This is a genomic window from Azospirillum agricola, from assembly GCF_020005195.1.
Taxonomy (GTDB): Bacteria; Pseudomonadota; Alphaproteobacteria; order Azospirillales; family Azospirillaceae; genus Azospirillum; species Azospirillum agricola.
Map to the genome: position 1 here is coordinate 24,866 of NZ_JAIFZR010000003.1, position 22,890 is coordinate 47,755.

General features: G+C 66.1%; 11 protein-coding genes. 9 read left to right on the forward strand and 2 right to left on the reverse strand.

Annotation, left to right across the window (positions count from 1 at the left end; all coding sequences use genetic code 11):
• Positions 1–195: 195 nt before the first annotated feature.
• On the reverse strand, positions 196–582 hold the full coding sequence (locus tag JN22_RS08250) for a hypothetical protein (RefSeq protein ID WP_085553507.1): 387 nt from the start codon (positions 580–582) through the stop codon (positions 196–198).
• A 426-nt stretch (positions 583–1,008) separates the two neighbouring features.
• Here JN22_RS08250 and JN22_RS08255 point away from each other — a divergent pair, with 426 nt between their 5' ends.
• The 9 genes from JN22_RS08255 to JN22_RS08295 all read left to right on the forward strand — a co-directional run bounded on the left by JN22_RS08255 (position 1,009) and on the right by JN22_RS08295 (position 21,101).
• Positions 1,009–8,088 (forward strand): calcium-binding protein, encoded by a 7,080-nt coding sequence (locus JN22_RS08255; RefSeq protein ID WP_143268218.1) that lies wholly within the window; start codon positions 1,009–1,011, stop codon positions 8,086–8,088.
• Between the two features lie 165 nt (positions 8,089–8,253).
• Complete coding sequence (locus JN22_RS08260; RefSeq protein ID WP_085553509.1) at positions 8,254–10,035, forward strand: tetratricopeptide repeat protein; 1,782 nt, start codon at positions 8,254–8,256, stop codon at positions 10,033–10,035.
• A 106-nt stretch (positions 10,036–10,141) separates the two neighbouring features.
• A complete protein-coding gene (locus tag JN22_RS08265; RefSeq protein WP_085553510.1) occupies positions 10,142–12,085 on the forward strand; it encodes an O-linked N-acetylglucosamine transferase, SPINDLY family protein in 1,944 nt (647 codons plus the stop codon).
• 64 nt (positions 12,086–12,149) lie between these two features.
• Positions 12,150–15,152 (forward strand): glycosyltransferase family protein, encoded by a 3,003-nt coding sequence (locus JN22_RS08270; protein WP_085553511.1) that lies wholly within the window; start codon positions 12,150–12,152, stop codon positions 15,150–15,152.
• Between the two features lie 74 nt (positions 15,153–15,226).
• Positions 15,227–16,210, forward strand: coding sequence for a GDP-L-fucose synthase (fcl, locus tag JN22_RS08275; protein WP_282183169.1), 984 nt, complete (start codon positions 15,227–15,229; stop codon positions 16,208–16,210).
• A 10-nt stretch (positions 16,211–16,220) separates the two neighbouring features.
• Positions 16,221–18,221 (forward strand): O-linked N-acetylglucosamine transferase, SPINDLY family protein, encoded by a 2,001-nt coding sequence (locus JN22_RS08280; RefSeq protein WP_085553512.1) that lies wholly within the window; start codon positions 16,221–16,223, stop codon positions 18,219–18,221.
• Between the two features lie 163 nt (positions 18,222–18,384).
• The gene (gene gmd / locus JN22_RS08285; RefSeq protein ID WP_085553513.1) at positions 18,385–19,428 is read left to right on the forward strand and encodes a GDP-mannose 4,6-dehydratase; all 1,044 of its coding nucleotides are present in this window, start codon (positions 18,385–18,387) and stop codon (positions 19,426–19,428) included.
• Positions 19,429–19,432: 4 nt separating this feature from the next.
• Positions 19,433–20,428: a GDP-mannose 4,6-dehydratase gene (locus tag JN22_RS08290; protein ID WP_085553514.1), complete on the forward strand. Its 996-nt coding sequence runs from the start codon at positions 19,433–19,435 to the stop codon at positions 20,426–20,428.
• A gap of 19 nt (positions 20,429–20,447) precedes the next feature.
• Positions 20,448–21,101, forward strand: coding sequence for an SIS domain-containing protein (locus JN22_RS08295; RefSeq protein WP_085553515.1), 654 nt, complete (start codon positions 20,448–20,450; stop codon positions 21,099–21,101).
• Positions 21,102–21,152: 51 nt separating this feature from the next.
• Here JN22_RS08295 and JN22_RS08300 read toward each other — a convergent pair whose 3' ends face one another.
• Positions 21,153–22,871 (reverse strand): tetratricopeptide repeat protein, encoded by a 1,719-nt coding sequence (locus tag JN22_RS08300; protein WP_085553516.1) that lies wholly within the window; start codon positions 22,869–22,871, stop codon positions 21,153–21,155.
• Between the last annotated feature and the right edge of the window lie 19 nt (positions 22,872–22,890).

Below are 22,890 nucleotides of genomic sequence, written 5' to 3' on the forward strand. Positions count from 1 at the left end.
TGTCGCGGCTTTCGGTGTCGCGGTGGAGGGCGAGCCGGATCGCCTTGGAGGCTGCCGTAACAGCCTTTTCCCAATGCCCGTGCTCGTGTGCTTCAAGCGCTTGGCGCTGGAGGACGCGGGCGTTGTCGGGGGTGTCTGGGGGAGGAACGGGCATCGGGATGCTGTCCTGATGGAACTGGCCGTTGGGAGCGGGCGTCAATAGGGCTGGTAGGATTTCTCCTCGACCAGATCGGAGCCCAGAAGGTCGTTCAGGTCGCGCTTGAAGGCGGCCCGCTTGTCGTTGGTGTGGTAGACGGCGCGTGCCAGCTCGACGAAGCGGGGGCCGAAATCCTTGGCGCGCTCGCAGTCGCGGATCTCGTCCTCGATGTCCCACAGCGCCTCGTTCATGCCGCGCAACCGGTCGATGATCGGCCGGGCCGCTTCCGGCAGGCTGCCCGCGTCGGACACGACGGTGTTCAGCGCGCCCAGTTCGCGTTCCACGTTCTCCCGCTTGGCGGTGTCGGCGATGCGCTCGGCCTTGATTTCGAGGATCGTGATCTTGTCGAGCAATTCACCCCAGGAAACGGGAACCAGAAGTGGCATTGGGTGGAATCCTGTTGTTTTCGAGGCAGCCGAACCTGCGGACCGGACGGTGTCGTCAGATATCATGGACGGCGATCATGTGCAGCAGGCATCGGTGAGGCTGCACTTCATACACCCTCACCGATTCGCATGATCAGGGTGAGGGGAGAGAAGGTGGGGCGCTATGGATGAGTGCATCAGTTAAAGCAAGATCCGCTTCATGGGCATCGTTCCAGGCGTTCTTTGCCATGGATTTTACCCTCCCTTCTGCGATCGTGGTTGCACCCGGAGCACACACGCTTTTCCCGCGTATTCGCCCTCTGTTTTTGCGTTGCCGTGGCTAACCCCATCGGATAGATAGGAGGATGGACGGGGAGAGATCTGTCTTCACGCCCGAACCAAAAAGCCTATCCACGGATCTGCAACGACTCAGGGGTGTATTGAGCGATGGCGACGTTGAATTCTGGCAATATCACCGGCGGTGTACTGTCAGGTACATCCGGGGATACAAACGATAGTTATACGTTCGAGACGACGGGCCAGACTCTTACCGTTACCTTGGTCGAGACGCTGACCGGTGCGGCCGGCACGGACGTCGTGACGCTGGGTACGGTTGGCAACACTCTTCTGGTGTCGTTGCTTGAGACGATCACGGGTGGCGTCGGCACGGACGTCATCACGCTGGAGTCGATCGGCAACACGCTGCAGGTTTCGCTGCTTGAGACGCTGACGGGCGGCGCCGGCACGGACGTCGTGACGCTGGGCTCGGTCGGCAACACGCTGCGGGTTTCGCTGCTTGAGACGCTGACGGGCGGCGCCGGCACGGACGTCGTGACGCTGGGCTCGGTCGGCAACACGCTGCAGGTTTCGCTGCTTGAGACGGTGACGGGCGGCGCCGGCACGGACGTTGTCACCCTGACCACCTCCGGCAACACGCTGCTGATCTCGCTGATCGAGACGGTGACGGGTGCGGCCGGCACGGACGTCGTCACGCTGGGTTCGGCCGGCAACACGCTGACGATCTCGCTGACGGGCGTCGAATCCTTCGTCGGCGGCGCCGGCACGGACGTCGTGACGCTGAGCAACACCGCCGGCAACACTCTGGCCGTGACGCTGCTCGAGACGATCACCGGCGCGGCCGGCACGGACGTCATCACGCTGAGCAGCACGTCGGGCAACACGCTCCTCGTGTCCTCGATCGAGGCCGTGGTCGGCAACACCGGAACCGACCGGATCATCCTCAGCTCGTCGGGCAACACGCTGACCGCATCGCTGATCGAGACGATCACCGGCGGTGCTGGCAACGACTTCGTCACGCTGGGTTCGTCGGGCAACACGCTGTCGGTGTCGCTGCTCGAGACGATCACCGGCACGGGCGGCACGGACGTCGTCACGCTGGGTTCGGCCGGCAACACGCTGCTGGTCTCGCTGTTCGGCACCCTGAACGGCAACAGCGGCACGGACGTCGTCACGCTGGGCACGTCGGGCAGCACGCTGCAGATCTCGCTGATCGAGTCGATCACCGGCACGGCTGGGACGGATGTCGTCACTCTGGGCAGCACGTCCGGCAACGTTCTCTTCGTCTCGCAGATCGACACCCTGACCGGCAACACGGGGGTTGACGCTGTTACCCTCGGGTCGCTGGGCAACACGCTGTCGGTGTCGCTGCTCGAGACGATCACGGGCGGCGCCGGTACGGACGCCATCACGCTGGGCACGTCGGGCAACACGCTGCGCGTGTCGCTGCTCGAGACGATCACCGGTGCGGCTGGCACGGACGTCGTCACGCTGGGTTCGGCCGGCAACACGGTGTCGATCTCGCTGTCGCTGGTCGAAAGCCTCGGCGGCGGCGTCGGTGTGGATGCGGTGACGCTGACCAACACCGCCGGCAACACGCTGTCGGTGTCGCTGCTCGAGACGATCACGGGTGCGGCTGGCACGGACGTCATCACCCTCGGCACGGGCAACAACACGGTCCTGCTGTCGCAGGTCGAGACGCTGTTCGGCAACACCCAGGTTGATACGGTTACCCTTGGCTCGCTGGGCAACACGCTGCAGGTGTCGCTGATCGAGTCGATCACGGGCGGCGCCGGCACGGACGTCGTCACCCTGAGCACCTCCGGCAACACGCTGCGCGTGGCGCTGGTCGAGAGCGTCGTCGGTGCCGCCGGCACGGACGTCATCACCCTGGGCGGCACGTCGGGCAACACGGTCCAGGTGCAGTCCATCGAGACCGTGACCGGCAATTCCGGCCAGGACACGGTTTCCTTCGGCACCTCCGGCAACACGCTGTCGGTCTCGCTGCTTGAGACCCTGATCGGCGGTGCGGGCACCGACGTCGTCACGCTGAGCGCCTCGGGCAACACGCTGTTCGTCACCGGCTTCAGCGGTGCCGACGCGCTGGTCGGCGGTTCTGGCGTTGACGCCATCGCCCTCGGCTCGTCGGGCAACACGCTGACGGTGTCTCTGCTCGAGACGCTGACGGGTGCGGCCGGCACGGACGTGGTGACGTTGGGCTCGGCCGGTCAGACGATCCTGATCTCGGCCTTCGAGACGATCACCGGCGGTGCTGGCACCGACCTGATCGTTCTGGGTTCGGGTGGTTCGACCCTGCGTGCCGATCTTACCGAGTTCATCATCGGCGGCGTGGGCACCGAGGTCGTGACGCTGGGTTCGGCCGGCAGCACGGTCACGATCCGCGGCATCGAGACCCTGACCGGTGGTACGGACACCGACATCGTGACGCTGGGTGAGGGTGGCAACAGCCTCCTGATCACGGGCGGTGTCGAAATCGTGCGCGGTGGTTCGGGCATCGACGCGGTCTCGCTGGGCTCGGTCGGCAACACCCTGACGGTGTCGCTGCTTGAGACCCTGACCGGCGGCGCTGGCACCGATGTCATCACCCTGGGTTCGGCTGGCCAGACGCTGTTCGTCACCGGCTTCTCCGGCCTCACCGATACGCTCACTGGTGGTGCTGGCACCGACCTGATCGTTCTGGGCTCGGGCGGTAACCTGCTGGGGGTTAGCGCCGTTGAGTTCATCATCGGCGGCTCGGGTGTTGACACCGTGTCCCTGGTGGGTTCGGCTGGCAACACGGTGGTTGTCCGTGACATCGAGACCCTGGGTGGCAGCACCGGCACCGACGTTGTCACCTTGGGCAACGGTGGCAACACCCTGCTGACCGGGTTCATTGAGACCCTGACCGGTGGTACGGGTACGGATGTTGTCTTCCTGGGCACCTCCGGCAACACGCTGACGGTGTCTCTGCTTGAGACGCTGACGGGTGCGGCCGGCACTGACATCATCACGCTGGGCTCCAGCGGCAACACGATGCTGCTCAGCAGCATCGAAGGCATCGCGGGTGGTTCGGGCATCGACGCAATCCGCGTTGGTTCGTCGGGCAACACGCTGACGGTGTCTCTGCTCGAGACGCTGACGGGTGCGGCCGGCACGGACGTGGTGACGCTGGGTTCGGCGGGCCAGACGATCCTGGTCTCGGCCTTCGAGACGATCACCGGCGGTGCTGGCACCGACCTGATCGTTCTGGGCTCGGGCGGTTCGACCCTGCAGGCTGATATTCTTGAGTACATCATCGGTGGCGTGGGCACCGAGGTCGTGACGCTGGGTTCGGCCGGCAGCACGGTCACGATCCGCGGCATCGAGACCCTGACCGGCGGTGTGGGCACCGACGTGGCGACCCTGGGTGACGGCGGCAACAGCCTCCTGATCACGGGCGGCATCGAGACCCTGCGCGGTGGTGCGGGCATCGACGCGGTCACGCTGGGCACGTCGGGCAACACGCTGACGGTGTCGCTGCTCGAGACCCTGACGGGCTCGGCCGGCACGGACGTTGTGACGCTGGGTTCGGCGGGCCAGACGATCCTGGTCTCGGCCTTCGAGACGATCACCGGCGGTGCTGGCACCGACCTGATCGTTCTGGGCTCGGGCGGTCAGACGCTGCAGGTCAACCTCGCCGAGTTCATCATCGGCGGCGTTGGCACCGACGTGGTGACGCTGGGTTCGGCCGGCAGCACGGTCACCGTGCGCGGCATCGAGACCCTGACCGGCACCGCGTCCGGCACGGACGTTGTCACGCTGGGCGACGGCGGCAACACCGTCCTGCTCTCGCTGATCGAGACCCTGGTCGGCGGTGCGAGCACCGACGCCATCACCCTGGACTCCATCGGCAACACCTTGACGGTGTCGCTGCTCGAGACGCTGACCGGCGGTGCTGGCACCGACGTCGTCACCCTGGGAGCCCTGGGCAACACCGTCCTGATCTCCGGTCTGGAGACCCTGGCGGGTGGTTCGGGCATCGACGCAATCCGCGTTGGTTCGTCGGGCAACACGCTGACGGTGTCTCTGCTCGAGACGCTGACGGGTGCGGCCGGCACGGACGTGGTGACGCTGGGTTCGGCGGGCCAGACGATCCTGGTCTCGGCCTTCGAGACGATCACCGGCGGTGCTGGCACCGACCTGATCGTTCTGGGCTCGGGCGGTTCGACCCTGCAGGCTGATATTCTTGAGTACATCATCGGTGGCGTGGGCACCGAGGTCGTGACGCTGGGTTCGGCCGGCAGCACGGTCACGATCCGCGGCATCGAGACCCTGACCGGCGGTGTGGGCACCGACGTGGCGACCCTGGGTGACGGCGGCAACAGCCTCCTGATCACGGGTGGCATCGAGACCCTGCGCGGTGGTGCGGGCATCGACGCGGTCACGCTGGGCACGTCGGGCAACACGCTGACGGTGTCGCTGCTCGAGACCCTGACGGGCTCGGCCGGCACGGACGTTGTGACGCTGGGTTCGGCGGGCCAGACGATCCTGGTCTCGGCCTTCGAGACGATCACCGGCGGTGCTGGCACCGACCTGATCGTTCTGGGCTCGGGCGGTCAGACGCTGCAGGTCAACCTCGCCGAGTTCATCATCGGCGGCGTTGGCACCGACGTGGTGACGCTGGGTTCGGCCGGCAGCACGGTCACCGTGCGCGGCATCGAGACCCTGACCGGCACCGCGTCCGGCACGGACGTTGTCACGCTGGGCGACGGCGGCAACACCGTCCTGCTCTCGCTGATCGAGACCCTGGTCGGCGGTGCGAGCACCGACGCCATCACCCTGGACTCCATCGGCAACACCTTGACGGTGTCGCTGCTCGAGACGCTGACCGGCGGTGCTGGCACCGACGTCGTCACCCTGGGTGCTCTGGGCAACACCGTCCTGGTGGCCGGCATCGAGACCCTGACGGGTGGTTCGGGCATCGACGCGATCCGTCTCGGTTCGTCGGGCAACACGCTGACCGCGTCGCTGCTTGAGACGCTGACCGGCGGTGCGGGCACCGACTTCGTCACGCTGGGTTCGGCGGGTCAGACGGTCCTGGTCTCGGCCTTCGAGACGATCACCGGCGGTGCTGGCACCGACCTGATCGTTCTGGGCTCGGGCGGTTCGACCCTGCTGGCCGACATCGTCGAGTTCATCATCGGCGGCGTGGGCACGGATGTCGTGACGCTGGGTTCGGCCGGCAGCACGGTCACGATCCGCGCGATCGAGACCCTGACCGGCGGTGCGGGCACCGACGTGGCGACCCTGGGTGACGGCGGCAACAGCCTCCTGATCACGGGCGGCATCGAGACCCTGCGCGGCGGCGCGGGTGTCGACACCATCACGCTGGGCTCGGCCGGCAACACCCTGGCGGTGTCGCTGGTGGAGACCGTGACGGGTGGTGCGGGCACCGACGTCATCACGCTGGGTTCGGCCGGTAACTTCGTCACCGTCTCCGGCATCGAGACCCTGCGCGGCGGTGCGGGCACCGACATCGTCGTCCTCGGCTCCGCCGGGAACACGATCGAGGCTAGCCTGCTGGAGTTCCTGATCGGCGGCACCGCCACCGACGTGGTGACCCTGGGTTCGGGTGGCAGCACCATCACCGTTCGCGCCATCGAGACGCTGATCGGTGGCACGGGCACCGACCTCGTGGTTCTGGGTGACGGCGGCAACACGCTGCTTGCTCAGAGCGCCCTGGAGTTCATCATCGGCGGTGCTGGCACCGACCTGGTGACCCTGGGTACGGCGGGCAACACGGTCACGATCCGCGCGGTCGAGACCCTGATTGGCGATGCCGGTACCGATGTCGTCACGCTCGGCAACTCGGCCAACTTCCTGACGGTCAGCGGGATCGAAGCCCTGACGGGCGGCACCAACACCGACATCGTCGTGCTCGGCAGCGCCGGTTCGACCCTGTTGGTGAACGCTGTCGAGTATGTGATCGGCGGTGCTGGCACCGACCTTGTCACGCTCGGCTCGACTGGTGGTCTGGTGACGGTCCGCGGGATCGAGACCCTGACCGGTGGTACGGGCACCGACATCGTGGTTCTGGGTGACGGCGGCAACACGCTGCTTGCTCAGAGCGCCCTGGAGTTCATCATCGGCGGTGCTGGCACCGACCTGGTGACCCTGGGTTCGGCGGGCAACACGGTCACGATCCGCGGGATCGAGACCCTGACCGGCGGCTCGGGCACGGACGCGATCACGCTGGGCAACTCGTTCAACTTCGTCACGGTAGGCGACATCGAGACGCTGACGGGCGGCACGGGGGTTGACGTCGTGCAGACCGCCAGCGGCGGTGCGACCCTCACGGTGGCCTCGACCGAGTATGTGGTCGGCGGCGCCGGTGTGGACGTGGTCACGCTGGCGAACGGCGGCTCGACCGTCATCGTCCGCGGGGTCGAGACGCTGCTCGGCGGCTCGGGCACCGACATCGTGATCTTCGGCGACAGCGGCAACACGACCCTGGTCTCGGGCGTCGAAATCTTCGTCGGCGGTTCGGGCACGGACGTGATCAGCCTCGGCTCGGCCGGGAACACGGTCACGCTGCGTGGTGTCGAGACTCTGATCGGCGGTGCGGGCACCGACGTGGTGAGCCTCACCGATCTGGCCAGCACGGTCTCCGTGTCGGGTGTCGAAACCCTGCTCGGCGGCGCTCTGGCCGACACGGTCGTGGTGTCGAGCGGGACGATCCGCTTCCAGGGTGGCCTGGGTGCGGACAACCTGACCCTGGCGAACAACTCCGCGCAGGATCAGGTGGTCTACTCGACCATCAGCGACGGCGGTGCGGCGGGTGCCAACACCGGCTTCGATCAGGTCACCGGCTTCGAAACCGGCGTCGACAAGATCGTGCTGACTGGCGCGCTCCGCACGCTGGTCGACCGCAACGGTGACGGTTCGCTGGCGGGTGCCTCGCGCGCCCAGGGTGCCATCGACGTGGCGAGCGACGAGGTGGTCCGCCTGACCACCGCGGCGACGAGCCTGACCGACACCGATTTCGGTGCGGTTCGCACGGCCATCGGCTCGCTGACCAACAGCGCGGCCGGCGCGAGCGTGGTGGTGCTTGCCAACAACGGCACCAACACGGGCGCCTACCTCGTCACCGACACCAACGGCGATGGCCAGGTGGCGGCGACGGAAATCCGTCTGCTGGGTCTCTACAACAGCAACTCCACGCTCACCGTCACCGACATCAGCCTCGGCTGATCGGTTCAAGGGAAGCGAGGACAAGGGTAAGGGGCGCTCTCCGGAGCGCCCCGGCTTCCAGGGGGCGCTCCGCAAGGAGCGTCCCCTTTTTCTTTCCCGCTTCGTGGAATTGCGGCTATAGGGGAGACCTTGTCCGCCTGTTCACCGAAGCCGAGACCGTTCGAAATGCCGGCTCCTCTAGATCATGTTCTTCAACATTTTCATGCGGGCCGTTTCACTGAAGCAGTGGACGCCTGCCGGGAGAGCCTTGCCGCGTGGCCGGACGACCTCGGACTCCTGACCATCCTGGGGATCGCCCTGCACCGTTCGGGGCGGAGCGAAGAGGCGGTCGCGGTGTTCCGGGACGCGGTGCTGCGGCACCCTGCCGAGCCCGACGTTCTGGCTAATCTGGCCATCCTGCTCCAGACCGCCGGCCGGCTGGTCGAGGCCGAGCGCTGCCTGCACAGGCTGAGGGCGGTGCAACCGCACTCGGTCGTCGCGATGCAGCGTCTGGGGGTGATCGAGCAGTCCAAGGGCGATGTCGACCTCTCGGCCTGTCATCTGGATCGGGCAGCCCGGCTCTCTCCGCTTTCTGCCGAAGCCCTATTCAATCTTGGGGCGATCCGGTCGACCCTGGGTTTTCCCGATCAAGCGGCGGCGGCCTTCTCCGCCTTGATCGCGGCGGAGCCGGGCAACGCTGTGGGCTATGTCCAGCAAGGAGCCACTCTGCTGGCGCTCGGGGCGCTCGACCGGGCGGTTTGCCTTTTCGATCGTGCCCGGCGGATCGATCCGTCCAATTCCGAGGCCCGTGACGGTGCCGCTCGCTGCCTGCGCTATCGGGTCGCGGTGGCCGCCTCCCATCATTCCGGTGTGCCGGAGGGGATTCTCATCCGTGGGCCCTATCAGGGAATCAGCGGCTACGCCCACATGACCAACCGCTTGGTCGGGGCGATGGCCGCGGATGGCGTTCGGGTCCACACGCTCGGTTTGCTCGGGAACGAGCCGTGGGCGGAACCGCTGGATCGGGTGGTCCGGGCACGGTCGATCGTGAGTTGCCAGACCCCGCCCACGGTGGAAATCGTTCCGGGGTTGATGACGGTCAACTTGACGATGTTCGAGGGAACGCGCATTCCGGTGCCGTGGCGTCGCCTCGGCGAGCGGCACGACCTGATCATCGTTCCGACCGAATCCTCGCGGATCGCCTGGGTTGAGCAAGGCTTTCCGGAGGACCGGCTGCGCGTTTGTCCGCTTGGGGTCGACGCGGAGGCGGCGGCCGGTCCGGCTGTCTCCCTGACGCTGCCGGACGGCCGTCCGGTCCTGGGTTTCCGTCACCGCTTCCTGAACATCTCCGACTTCATTCCGCGCAAGAATCTGGACGGGGTTCTTCGGGTCTGGCTGACGGCGACGACGGCGGCGGACGACGCTGTGCTGGTTCTGAAACTTGGCAAGGGCGGTTCGGGGACCTCTGCCGCCGTGGAGGCTCTGTTCCGTCAGACCGAGGCGATCGTCGGCCGGCGGCGCGAGGAGGCCGCGCCCATCCTGGTGGTGGTCGGTGCTCTGGACGAGGCCTCGATGACCGGACTGTTCCGCACCGCCACTCACTACTGGAGCCTCTCACATGGCGAGGGCTGGGATCTGCCGATGTCAAAGGCGGGTGCCATGGGTTTGCAGTTGGTGGCGCCGGCCCACAGCTCCTACGTTGATTACCTGGACGGTCGCGTGGCGCGCATGATCCCCTCGATTACCGGCCCCGCCCATCTGCCCAACAGTCGCGACCCTTGGCCGACCTTCCATGGGCTGGACTGGTGGGAGCCCGACGAGGGCGCCGCCTGCCAGATCATCAGTGGCATCGTCCGCGACGAAGACGTCGTCCGGCTCGACGCCCGTGGCCATCTGCTGGCGCGTTTCACCTGGGCCCAAGCCAGCGAGAAACTGCAGGGCATTCTGCGGGAGACCGGCGCGTTCTGACGCGGGGTGTCATGGCGAAGGCGCTTGCCAGCGGCGCGCGCCGGTTGCTATCGACGGGAACTCTCGGCGGGGTGGCTTCGGCGGTTGTTCGGTTTCTGGGGTTCCGATGAAAAAGCAGTTCCATAAACCGCTCCGCAAGGGGGGACGGACCAGCGCCGCGCCGAGTGGTTCGGCGTCTCCGACCGCCACCCGCTTTGCCACAGCTCTCGCGGCCCACCAGGCCGGCCGTACCGACGAGGCCGAGGCCGGCTACCGCGCCGTTCTGGACCGGGAGCCGGCGCATCCGCACGCGAACAACAATCTGGGAATTCTGCTGCGCATGGCCGGCCGCATCGCGGAGGCCATCCAGCGTTACCGGAGCGCGGTCGCCGCGATTCCAGAGGATCCGGGGGTGCGGAGCAACCTTGCCGTTCTGATGTCCGACCGTGGGCAGGGGCGGGAGGCGGCGGCGCTTCTGCGCACCGCCCTGGCCTTGCGTCCGGACTATGCCGAGGGCTTCTTCAATTTCAGCAACGTGCTGCGCGGCCTTGGCAGGGTGGCGGAAGGGCGCGCCGCCTGTGCGCGGGCTCTCACGATCCGTCCCGATTTCGCCGAAGCCCATGCCAACATGGGCGATTTCCTGCGTGGGGCCGGCGATCTCAGCGCCGCCGTGGCAAGCTTCCAAACAGCGCTTCGCCTGCGGCCTGCCATGGTCGAGGCCTTCAACAACCTCGGCGAAACGTTGAAGGAGCAGGGCCGCGTCGAGGAGGCGATCCAAACCTTCCAGACGGCGCTCGGCCATCATCCGGGTCACCCGCTGATCCATTCCAACCTGCTGTTCGCGTTGCATTACACACCCAGCCGGCCGCCCGAGGCGATCCATGCGGCCCATGTGGCGTGGGGGGAGCGGCATGCCCGCCCCCTGTTGCCGGCGGATCGCCGCTTCCGCAACGACCGTTCGCCCGACCGCCGGCTGCGGATCGGCTACGTGTCGCCCGACTTCTGCACCCACTCCTGCGCCTTCTTCAGCGAACCGCTGCTGCGCGCCCACGATCGCAGTGCGGTCGAGGTGGTCTGCTACCCGATCTCACGCCGCGAGGACGTCACCACCGCCCGTTTCAAGACCCTGGCCGACCGCTGGGTGCCGCTGACCGGTATGGGGGATGCGGAGGCCGCTGCCGTGATCGAGCGGGATGGCATCGACATCCTGGTCGATCTGGCCGGCCACACCGGCGACAGCCGCCTGCTGGTCTTCGCCCGCCGGCCGGCACCGGTGCAGGCGACGTGGCTGGGCTATCCCGATACCAGCGGCTTGCCGATGATGGATTTCCGCATCACCGACGGCATCGCCGACCCGATGAACGTCACCGACGGCTGGCACACCGAACGGCTGGCCCGCCTGCCCAGCGGTTTCCTGGCCTTCCAGCCGGCGCTTCCGGCCGAGCCGAATCCGGAGCCACCCTCGGTTGCGGCGGGACACGTCACCTTCGGTTCCTTCAACAACCTGTCCAAGGTCACCCCCGACGTCGTCGCCGTGTGGGCCGCGATCTTGAAACGGGTGCCGGGATCGCGGTTGATCGTGAAGAGCAAGCCGCTCGGCGACGGCCCGACACGCGAGGCCTACGCCCGTCTGTTCGAGGCTCATGGCGTGGAGCGCGATCGGATCGATCTGCTCACGCGCATCGATCCGGCGTCGAATCATTTTCGCGCCTACGACCGGCTCGACATCGCGCTCGACCCCTTCCCCTACAACGGCACCACCACCACCTGCGAGGCGCTGTGGATGGGGGTGCCGGTGGTGACCCTGCTGGGCACCCACCATGTTGCCCGTGTCGGCGCCAGCCTGCTCGCCCAGTGCGGACTGGTCGACCTCATCGCCGGCGATCCGGCGGACTATGTCCGGCGAGCGGTGGATCTGGCCGGCGACCCGGCCCGGCTGGCCGATCTGCGCGCCGGGATGACGGCGCGGCTGCGCGCTTCCTCCCTGACCGACTACGCCGGCTTCGCCCGCAAGATGGAAGCGGCCTACCGGGCGATGTGGCGTGATTGGCTGGCGCGTGGCGCCCCATGACGGTCGTTTCCGTCTTTCCCTGGCTATTTCCCCAACGCCATCGCCGACGCGCCAAGAGGACAGGATGACGGTCCAGGATTTCACCGATGGCTGGCCGGACGGGCTGCCCGAACCGCGTGTCCTCTTCTGCGGCCGCTCCTCCCCCGACTATTACCGGAGCCCGCTCTTCTCCCGGCGCGAGGTCTTTGCCGGACCGGATTGCACCGACCTGATCGAGCAGGGCCGCGTCCGTTCGTTGAAGACACCGGCCGGCGAGTACGACATCGGCTCTCTGATCGCCCGGCTTCCCGCAGACCAGCGGCCGGAGCTGATCGTCGTCAAGGCCGATGCGACGCGCGGCAATTTCCCGCGCAACCTCGACCGTTTTCCCGGACCGAAGGTGCTGCTGGTCGGTGACACCCATCATCTCCAGGATCCGGTCCGTGCCCTGCTGCGCTACGCGGAGATGGAGCGTTTCGACCTGATCGTGATGGACCACACCCGCCATCACGGCCATTTCTTTCTGGAAGCCGGGTTCGAACGGGTCTGTTGGATCGCCGCCCTCGATTTCGCCCTGCACCGGCGCGCCATTCCCGAAAGCTTCGCCCATGAACTGACCTTCGTCGGCCAGTTGGGCGCTTTTCATCCCTACCGCCGCCATGTGATGGAAGGGGTGGTCCGTGCCGGCCTGCCGCTGAAGACCTTGCGGGCGACGCCGGCCGAGACCGCCGACATCTACGCGTCTTCCGCCATCACGCTGAACTGCAGCCTCAACGGCGACCTCAACTTGCGGGTTTTCGAGGCGCTGGGCAGCGGCGGCTTCCTGCTGACCGATGCGCTTCCCCCCGAATCCGGCCTGGAGCGGCTGTTCGAGCCGGGGCGGCATCTCGTGACCTACCGGAGCCCCGGTGAGCTGGTGGAGGCCATCCGCCATTACCGCTCCCATCCGGACGAGGCCCGCGCCATCCGCGCCGCCGGACAGGCGCATTTGTTGGCGACGCAGAGCCCGTGGGTGAAGCTGCGCCAGCTCTACGGCGCGGTGTATGACGGGCGCATCGATCCGGTCATCGCCATCGACGATGTCCGGACGCACGGCCTCCTGACGCGGGAGGTGCGGTCCGGCCGGGCCGAGGCCTACGGCGCCGTTCAACTCCTGCATCTGCGGGCGCGGAGCCTGACGCTGCTGGTCGATCCGGCGGACAGCCTGGGGGTGGCGGCCAACGTCCGTGACCTGCCCCGGGCGTCGGTGATGGCTCATGGAGAGTTGGACGCCCTTCCTGCAGCGGTTCCCGCCATTGGTGGCGCCGTCCGTGACGAGGCCGTGTTGGTCCTGCCCTGGCCGTCGTCCGGTGACACCGACGCCGGCGCGCTGCTGGCCCGTTTCGCGGGTGAGCATGTGGTGGCCGTCGGGCGCGACTGGCGTGCCCGGCTGGAAGCGGTGGCGGTGCTTGCCGGCTGGGGCTTCACCCCGTCCGAGCCGGGCGGCGTGGCCTTTCGCCGGACCGATCTGTTCCGCCATGCCGAAGCCGCGCTGGAGCGTCTGTCGGGTGATGCCGCACGCCGGATCGTCGCCGGGCTGCTGCCCTGGATCGATGGGGTGGACAAGGCGCTCCGCGCTGCCGAACTGGCGCGTACCATCGGCGCTGCGGAGCTGGAGGCGGCGGCTCTGGAGCGTGCGCTCGGGTTCGACCGTGGGCATGAGGGCGCCCTGATCGCCTTTGCCAAGCGGGCCGAAGCCGATGGACGGTTCGCCGACGCCTTCCTGGCGGTGGCCGAACTGGCGCGCCATCGTCCCCGGGGAGCGTTGGACGCCGTGCTGGACGAGTTGGAGCGGCGGGCCGGGGCTGACCCGCGCGTCGCGGAGCAGCGCGCCGTCCTGTCCCCGTTCCTCTCTCCGGCCGCTTCGCTGCCGCCAGCCGGTGTCGCGGGGGGACGCCGGGTTCTGGTGGTCACCAACCTGTTTCCGCCGCAGGAGTTCGGTGGCTATGGCCGTAAGCTCTGGGAGTTCTCGGCCGAGTTGAAGCGGCGCGGCCATGAGTTGCGGATCCTGGCCGCCGACGTGCCGGAGTTCGCCAAGCCGGGCATGACCGGCACCGACGATCTGGAACCCTTCGTCGAGCGGTCCCTGGAACTGTTCGGTGCTTGGCGCGACGGCCGGGCGGTGACCTTCACCGATCCGGACAGGATCAGGGCGGTGGTGCGGGCCAACGACCGGAAGATCCTGGATGTGGCGCGCCGGCATGGCAGCGAGGTCTGTCTGGCCGGCAACGTCGATCTGATGACGCCCGACCATCTGGTGCAGCTTCCCCAGATCGGCGTTCCGGTGATCCATTGCGTCGGCAACCGGCATCCGGGATTTCCGCCGGACGGCGCGCCTCCCTCGCCGCTCTACCGCATCGGGCCGGCCAGCGAGTGGGTCGGCCGCACCCTGCGGGAGGCGGGCTTCGCCTTCCCGGCGATGACCACCCTTTATCCCGGCGCGCGGATCGACCATTTCTACCGGCCCTTCCCCCCCGCCTTCGACCGGCTGCGCATCGTTTTCGCCAGCCTCTTCGTCAATTACAAGGGGCCGCACGTCCTGGCCAACGCGCTTGCCCTGCTCCACGCGCAAGGGGTGGACTTCACCTGCACCTTCGCCGGCGATGCGCCGGATCCGGGCCTGTTCGAGTCGGTGCGCGGCTACTGCGAGCGCCAGGGCTTCGGCGGGAAGGTCAGCTATCCGGGCTTTCTCGACCGGCAGGGGCTCGCCCGTCTGTTCGAGCGCAGCAACGTCCTGGTCTTCCCCAGCAGCTTCGAGGAGCCCTTCGGCATCTCCCAGGTCGAGGCGATGGCCGCCGGGTTGACCGTGGTGTCGAGCGGGACCGGGGGCAGTCGCGAAATCGTCCGCGATGGGGTGGACGGGCTGCTCTTCCCCGTCAACGACCATGAGAGGCTGGCCGCCGCCCTGAAGGGGTTGGCCGACGATCCGGCGCGCTGGGCGGCGCTGTCGCGGGCCGGGCAGGAACGGGCCTTCGGCTTCACGGTCGCGCGCAGCGTCGACCGCATCGAGGCGACCTTTACGGAGCTGCTGGCCCGGCGGCCGGGGTGATCCCGGCCGCGCGATCCGTCTGGACCGTCGAAGCGTCCTGGTGCTAGGTGTGTGCGGTCCTGGGGAAAAGGGGTTTGGAGACTGTGGCTATCGCTCCTTCGTTTTCGCTGGCCGGCAAGCGCGTCTGGGTGGCCGGCCATCGCGGCATGGCCGGCTCGGCCATTGTCCGGCGCCTGGAGCGCGAGGAGTGCGCGATCCTGACGGCCACGCGCCAGCAGGTCGATCTGCGCCGCCAGGCGGAGGTCGAGGAGTGGGTGGCCGAGGCCCGGCCCGACGTGGTCTTCCTGGCCGCGGCTACGGTCGGCGGCATCCACGCCAACAACACGCGGCCGGCCGATTTCCTCTACGACAACCTCGTCATCGAGACGAACATCATCCACGCCGCCCACCGCGTCGGCGTCCAGAAGCTGGTGTTCCTGGGGTCCTCCTGCATCTACCCGCGTCTGGCGCCGCAGCCGATGACCGAGGATTCGCTGCTGACCGGCCCGCTGGAGCCGACCAACGAGTGGTACGCCGTCGCCAAGATCGCCGGGATCAAGCTCTGCCAAGCCTACCGCCGGCAGCATGGGTGCGACTTCATCTCGGCGATGCCGACCAACCTGTTCGGCTTCGGCGACAATTTCGACCTTCAGCAGGGGCATGTCGCGGCGGCGCTGCTGGCCAAGATCCACGCGGCCAAGGTCGAGGGCGCGCCGGAGGTGGTGCTGTGGGGAACGGGCTCTCCCCGGCGCGAGTTCCTGTTCGTCGATGATCTGGCCGACGGACTGGTCTTCCTGGCCAAGAACTATTCCGACGAGCCGCACGTCAACGTCGGCACCGGCACCGAGGTGACCATCCGCGAACTGGCCGAGCTGATCGCCGGTGTCGTCGGCTACACCGGCACCTTCCGTCAGGACACCAGCAAGCCGGACGGCTCGCCCCGCAAGCTGATGGACGTCTCCCGCATGACCGCCATGGGATGGACCGCGCCGACCTCGCTGCGCGAAGGCTTTGCCCAGACCTACCGCTGGTACGTCGACGCGCTGGAAACCGCCGGCGCGCTGCGCGGCGTGAACTGACTGGCGCCTCATGACCCTGATCGAAGCCCTGCGCCTCGCCGTCCAGCACTATCAGGCCGGCCGGCTGAACGAGATGGTGCATGTCTGCCAAGCCATCCTGGCGGTGGCGCCCGAGCAACCGGAGACCCGGCAGCTGTTGGGGCTGGCCGCGCACGGCGGTGGCCGGTCGGCGGTGGCACGGGGCTTGATGGCGCAGGCGATCGCGCTGAAGCCGGAAATGAGCGACGCCTACTCCAACCTGGGCGTCATCCTGCAGGCGCTGGGCCGGACGGTCGACGCGATCGCTGCCCACAGCCATTCCCTGCGCCTCAACCCGCAGTCCCCGGAAACCTATCTGAACCGCGGCTCTGTCTATCAGGCTCAAGGCAACCGGGAAGCTGCGGCGGCGGATTATCTCCAGGCGCTCCGCCTGAAACCCGAAGATCCGCAGCCCCTGAACAGCCTGGGCATGGTCCGCCGCGAGCAGGGGCGTGCCCGGGAATCGGTTGACGCGCATTGCCGGGCCATCGTGTTGAACCCGGCTCTGCCGGAGGCCTACCGTGACCTCGGGCATATCCTGCGCGAAGCCGGGGCGTTGCCCAGGGCGCGCGACGCCTACGCCCGTGCCCACCGTCTGGCTCCGGCGCGCACCGAGACGCTGAGCTACCACCTGTTCGTCAAGCAGGCCATCTGCGACTGGGAGGGCTACGAGGAGCTGGTGCGGCAGACCGGCCGGATCATCGACGAGGACAGCGGGATCGCCCTGCCGCTGGCCACCTTGTCGGTGGACACCACGGCGGAACAGCAGCTGCGTTCGGCCCGGCGCTTCTATCACGACGCGGTGTGCCGGCAGCCGGCCCCGATGGCGGCGCTGCCGCGCCCGGCCGGCGACGGCCGGCTGCGCATCGCCTATTTCTCGGCCGACTTCCATGAACACGCCACCGCCTACTTGGCGGCCGAGCTGTTCGAACTGCACGACCGAGAGCGGTTCCAGGTCTTCGCCTATTCCTACGGCGAGGACGACGGCAGCCCGATGCGGGCCCGCCTTCGCCGTGCCTTCGACCATTTCCGCGACATCTGCGGGGTCGGGCGCGACCAGGTCGCGGCGATGGTCGCCGCCGACGGCATCGACATCCTGATCGACCTCAAGGGCTACACCAAGCAGAGCCGGCTGGATCTGCTGACGCAGCGCCTCGCCCCGGTGCAGGTGGCTTATCTGGGTTATCCGGGGACCGTCGGCTGCGCGTTGATGGACTACGTGATCGGTGACACGGTCGTGACCCCGCCGGAGCACCAGCCCTTCTATTCGGAACGGCTGGTGGCCTTGCCGGACGCCTACCAGATCAACGACCGCCACCGCCCCATCGCCGAGGCGACCCCCTCCCGTTCCGAGTGCGGCCTGCCGGAGGACGCCTTCGTCTTCTGCGCCTTCAACACGACCTATAAGGTCACCCCCTCGATCTTCGGGGCCTGGATGCGCCTGCTGGGACGCCTCCCCGCCTCGGTCCTCTGGCTGTTCGAGGCCAACGACACGGTCACCAGCAACCTGAGGCGGGAGGCGGCCGCCCGAGGGATCAACCCGGCCCGCCTGATCTTCGCGCCGAAGAAGCCGCTGTCCGAGCATCTCGCCCGCTACCGTGTGGCCGACCTGTTCGTCGACACCTTCCCCTACACCGGCCACACCACCACGTCGGATGCTTTGTGGGCCGGGCTGCCGGTGGTGACGCTGAAGGGCGAGACCTTCGCCTCGCGCGTCGCCGCCAGCCTGCTGACGGCGGCGGAAATGGCGGAACTGGTGACGGGATCGCTCGCCGAGTACGAGGAGCTGGCCTTCCGGCTGGCTGGCGATCCGGAACGGCTGGCCAGCCTGCGCCGACGCCTGAGCGACACCCGGATGACGATGCCGCTGTTCGACAGCCGCCGCTTCACCCGCCACATCGAACGGGCTTACGCGATGATGTGGGAAATCCATCAGGCCGGCCGGTCTCCGGAGCCGATCGTGGTGCCGCCGCTGCCTTCCGGCCTGTCGTGACGGCACCTGCCATGGGTCTGTCTGGCGCTGGAACATGGGATGTCCGCGGCCTCAAAGCGCTTGCTCCGGCCTGCATGCTTGGGCGATAGATAGCCCCTCTTCCGTGTCGTGGTTTGCCCGGCGTGTGTCGGGGCGAAGGCACGCTTTTGAAGGATCGGATTCCGTGCGCAAGGTTGCTTTGATTTCCGGTGTGACCGGACAGGACGGTGCCTATCTCTCCGAGCTGCTGCTGTCCAAGGGCTACGTGGTGCACGGGATCAAGCGCCGGTCCTCGTCCTTCAACACCGGCCGCGTCGAGCATCTCTACCGCGATCCGCATGAGGAGAACGTCGATTTCTTCATGCATTACGGCGACCTGACGGACAGCACCAACCTGATCCGTCTCGTCCAGCAGATCCAACCGCAGGAAATCTACAACCTCGCGGCCCAGAGTCACGTCCAGGTCAGCTTCGAGACGCCGGAATACACGGCCAACGCCGACGGCATCGGCACGCTGCGCTTCCTGGAGGCTATCCGCATCCTGGGCATGGAGAAGACCACGCGCTTCTACCAGGCCTCGACGTCGGAGCTGTACGGCAAGGTGCAGGAGACGCCGCAGCGGGAGACCACGCCCTTCTACCCGCGCAGCCCCTACGCCGCCGCCAAGCTGTACGCCTACTGGATCACGGTGAACTACCGCGAAGCCTATGGGATGCACGCCTCCAACGGCATCCTGTTCAACCACGAGAGCCCGATCCGCGGCGAGACCTTCGTCACCCGCAAGATCACCCGGGCGGTCGCCGCCATCGAGGCCGGCACCCAGGACTGCCTGTATCTCGGCAACCTTGACGCCAAGCGCGACTGGGGCCACGCCCGCGACTATGTCGAGGGCATGTGGCGCATGCTGCAGCAGGAGCAGCCCGACGACTATGTGCTGGCGACCGGTGAGACCCATTCGGTGCGCGAGTTCGTCGAGCTGGCCTTCGGCCACACCGGCCGCAAGATCGTCTGGACGGGTGAGGGCGTCGACGAGGTCGGCGTCGACGAGCGCAGCGGCAAGACCGTGGTCCGCATCGACCCGACCTATTTCCGCCCGACCGAGGTCGACCTGCTGCTGGGCGATCCGTCCAAGGCCAAGACCAAGCTTGGCTGGACCCACACCACCAGCTTCCGCGACCTGGTGCGTGAGATGATCGAGGCCGACCTGAAGCTGATCGCCGGTCAGTGACGGCATGAAGAGCCTTCCCAAGACCGCCCTGATCTTTGGGATTTCCGGACAGGACGGCTCCTGGCTCGCCCGGCTGCTGTTGGAGAAGGGCTACGCGGTGTACGGCACCTCGCGCGACCGCGAGGCGCCGGGGCACGGGAACTTGGCCCGGTTGGGGATTCGGGACAGGCTGCGGCTGCATTCGGCTGTCCTGAACGACTTCCGCAGCGTCGCCCAGGTCATCAGCGACGTCCGTCCGTCCGAAATCTACAATCTTGCCGGCCAATCCTCGGTGGGGCTTTCCTTCGAGCAGCCGGTCGAGACGTTGGACAGCGTGATCCACGGCACGGTGAACATCCTGGAGGCCATCCGCTTCCTGGGACTGGACACGCGCTTCTACAACGCATCGAGCAGCGAGTGTTTCGGCAACACGGGCGACGGGCCGGCGGACGAAACCCACCCCTTCCATCCGCGCAGTCCCTACGGTGTCGGCAAGGCGGCGGCCTACTGGGCCGTGGCGAACTACCGGGAATCCTACGACCTGTTCGCCTGCTCCGGCATCCTGTTCAATCATGAATCGCCACTGCGCCCGGCCCGCTACGTGACGCAGAAGATCGTGCGCGGCGCCACCGACATTGCCGAGGGCCGGGCGCAGCGGTTGACGCTCGGCAACCTGTCGGTCGCCCGCGACTGGGGATGGGCACCGGAATATGTCGACGCCATGTGGCGTATGCTGAACCATGATGCGCCCGAGGATTTCGTCATCGCCACCGGGCAGACGCACCGGTTGGAGGAGTTCGTGGCGCTCGCCTTCGCCCATTTCGGGCTGAACTGGCACGACCATGTCATCATCGACGACACGCTTTTGCGTCCCTCCGACATCTCGGTCAGCGTCGGCAACCCGGCCAAGGCCAAGCGTCTGCTCGGCTGGGAAGCGGAAACCCGCATGCCGGGCGTCGTCGCCAAGCTGCTGGAAGCCGAGGCCCGGATCCGGCAAAGCTCCACGCTCCAGGCCGTCTGACAAAATGGGAATCGACAGGATGGACTCCGACCGCGCTACCACGCCCGCCAATGGACAGGAGGCGCTGGTCGCCCAGGCCCGGCGCCTGTTCGAGGCGTCGATCGCCACCAAGCGCGCCGTGCTGGAGGGAGATCAGCTCGCGGCGCTCGCGGCGATGGCGACCCGCACCGCCGACGCCCTGGCCAAGGGCGGAACGCTGCTGCTGTGCGGCAATGGCGGCTCGGCCGCCGACGCTCAGCATCTTGCGGCCGAACTGCTGGTGCGCCTGCGCTCCTCGGTGAACCGGCAGGGGTTGCCGGCGATCGCGCTCGCCATGGACAGTTCCACCCTGACGGCCTGCGGCAACGATTACGGCTACGAGGTTCTCTTCGAGCGGATGGTGGGGACGCTGGGGCGCCCGGGCGACGTGCTGCTCGGCATCACCACCTCAGGCCGCTCGCCCAATGTGATCCGGGCCTTGAAAGCGGCGCGGCGGCGCGGCCTCGTCAGCCTGGGCTTTCTCGGGGGGGACGGAGGGCCGGCGCTGGAGGATTGCGACATGGCTTTCGTCGCGCCGTCGACCGACACCGCCCGGGTTCAGGAAACCCACATCACTGCCGGTCATGCCTTGATGGAGATGATCGAAGACCGGTTGCTGGCCACCGGTTATCTCACACGCAGCGATCCGGCGTGATGCCATTTCGTTAGGAGAGCGAAAACCATTTTCGCTCTCCTTTCTTCGGTATCAAAAGATCCATTTCTTTGTCTTCAGTTCATCAAAGTGTTTTTGGACAAAATCTGGGAAAGACGCGTTGATCGGAACGATCTTGAAACGCTCAAGCTCTCCTTGGAATTTTCCCTGATTGAAAGCCGTCCGAATGTTGAGATTGGCTTCATCCGTTTCCCGGTATTCGACGTGCGATGCTTCATGGAATTTCTTTAAATACATATCGACGCCGCCTATGGCGGAAAAATGCCAGCCGGCATCATACTTCACCGTGTATGGCATGACCCCTGGACGGACTGCCAATCCGCGAACGATGTTGGGGCTCAAGTTTTTCAGCAACCCATAGGGCAGAACGACCGGCCGCTCCCACATGAAAGGGCCCACCGCGTTCACAAAGAGTTGATGGTAGCGGACTGACAAAACCGTCAGATCGTCGTTCGACGGAACAGGCTCGCGGAACTCTGCCAGTATCGATGTTCGGGCTATCTCATCGCAATCTGACACGATGATCATATCATCATCGGCGCAGTTCTTGAGACCTTGCATGATCTGGTTTCGTTGAAAATCTTCCTGATCCCAACCAACGCCATAACAGAAATATTCCGAGATCACATGAATGATCTTATCTTGATATTTTCTAAAGCGATCTCGGTTGTTTTTAAAACTTAAAGGCTTTTCCTTTCCACGGAAATTCCATGGAGCTTCGACGAGCACAAAATAATCAACATGATCGTACAATTCCTCAAGTCGATATTCGAGAAGATCCAATTCATCATTGAATATGAAACAATCAAATATCCGGCGCCGCCTCTTTCCATACGACCGAATCTGGAGAGATGCCTTTGTGTAGGCCGACTCCGTTCGGGTCGCATTCATGATGCGCCAGAAATGATTGCTGACCAAGGGATCGTCAGCCGTATCGAGGCAGCGGAAATATGTTTCCGCTCTGAACTCCTCGGCAATCCGGTCGGCCTGCCGGGACCATGGAACGGACATGAGAGCTTCCACCAAGGCCTGATGGGCTTCGTTTGTTTTCCCTTGTGCTTTATCGTTCTGGAACGACTGGATCTTCTCCAATCCGAATGTGGAGTTGATTGAATATCCTGTGATATCCTGCTCTGAACGGAATGCGGAATTGTTGATGGTTTGACGACAGAATATGCCTTCGCTTGATGAGCATATTTCCTTCATCAAGGATATGGATGCTTCGAAATCTTGATGATCATAGGCAATACGGCCAAGGAAATACTGTGATTTCTGGAAAAACAGATTTTCTCTGCTTTCCCCCTCGGAGAATTTTTTATTTATCCGTGTGAATATTTCCCGGGCAGCCGTGACAGAGCCGATAACGTAGAGGCTGATTGCATACAGCATCTCCGGATAGTCCCGATTGGCGTTCAGACCATCGGATTTCAAACCGATCAATTGCTCGGCTGCGGCTGCCGCCTCGGCATAGCGCCGGTTCAAGAACTCGATCGATACGAGGTTGAACAGGGAAGCGCCATCTGCTGGCAGAAGAGTGATTGCCCGTCTCAGATTATCGACGCTTCCCCAGACTGACTTGTTTTTCTCGAAATAAGCCAAGCCAATGCTCGCATACAGGATTGGCAAGGCAGGATCGAGGCAGATTGCCGTCTGGTAACAGGCGATCGCTTCAGTATGGTTTCTTTCCTGTGTGGCCTTCCGCCCTTTCGTGAAGGCTTCCGCCACCAAAGAGCGTGCGTGGCTGTCGATCATCGGTGGCTTGTCTTGCAGT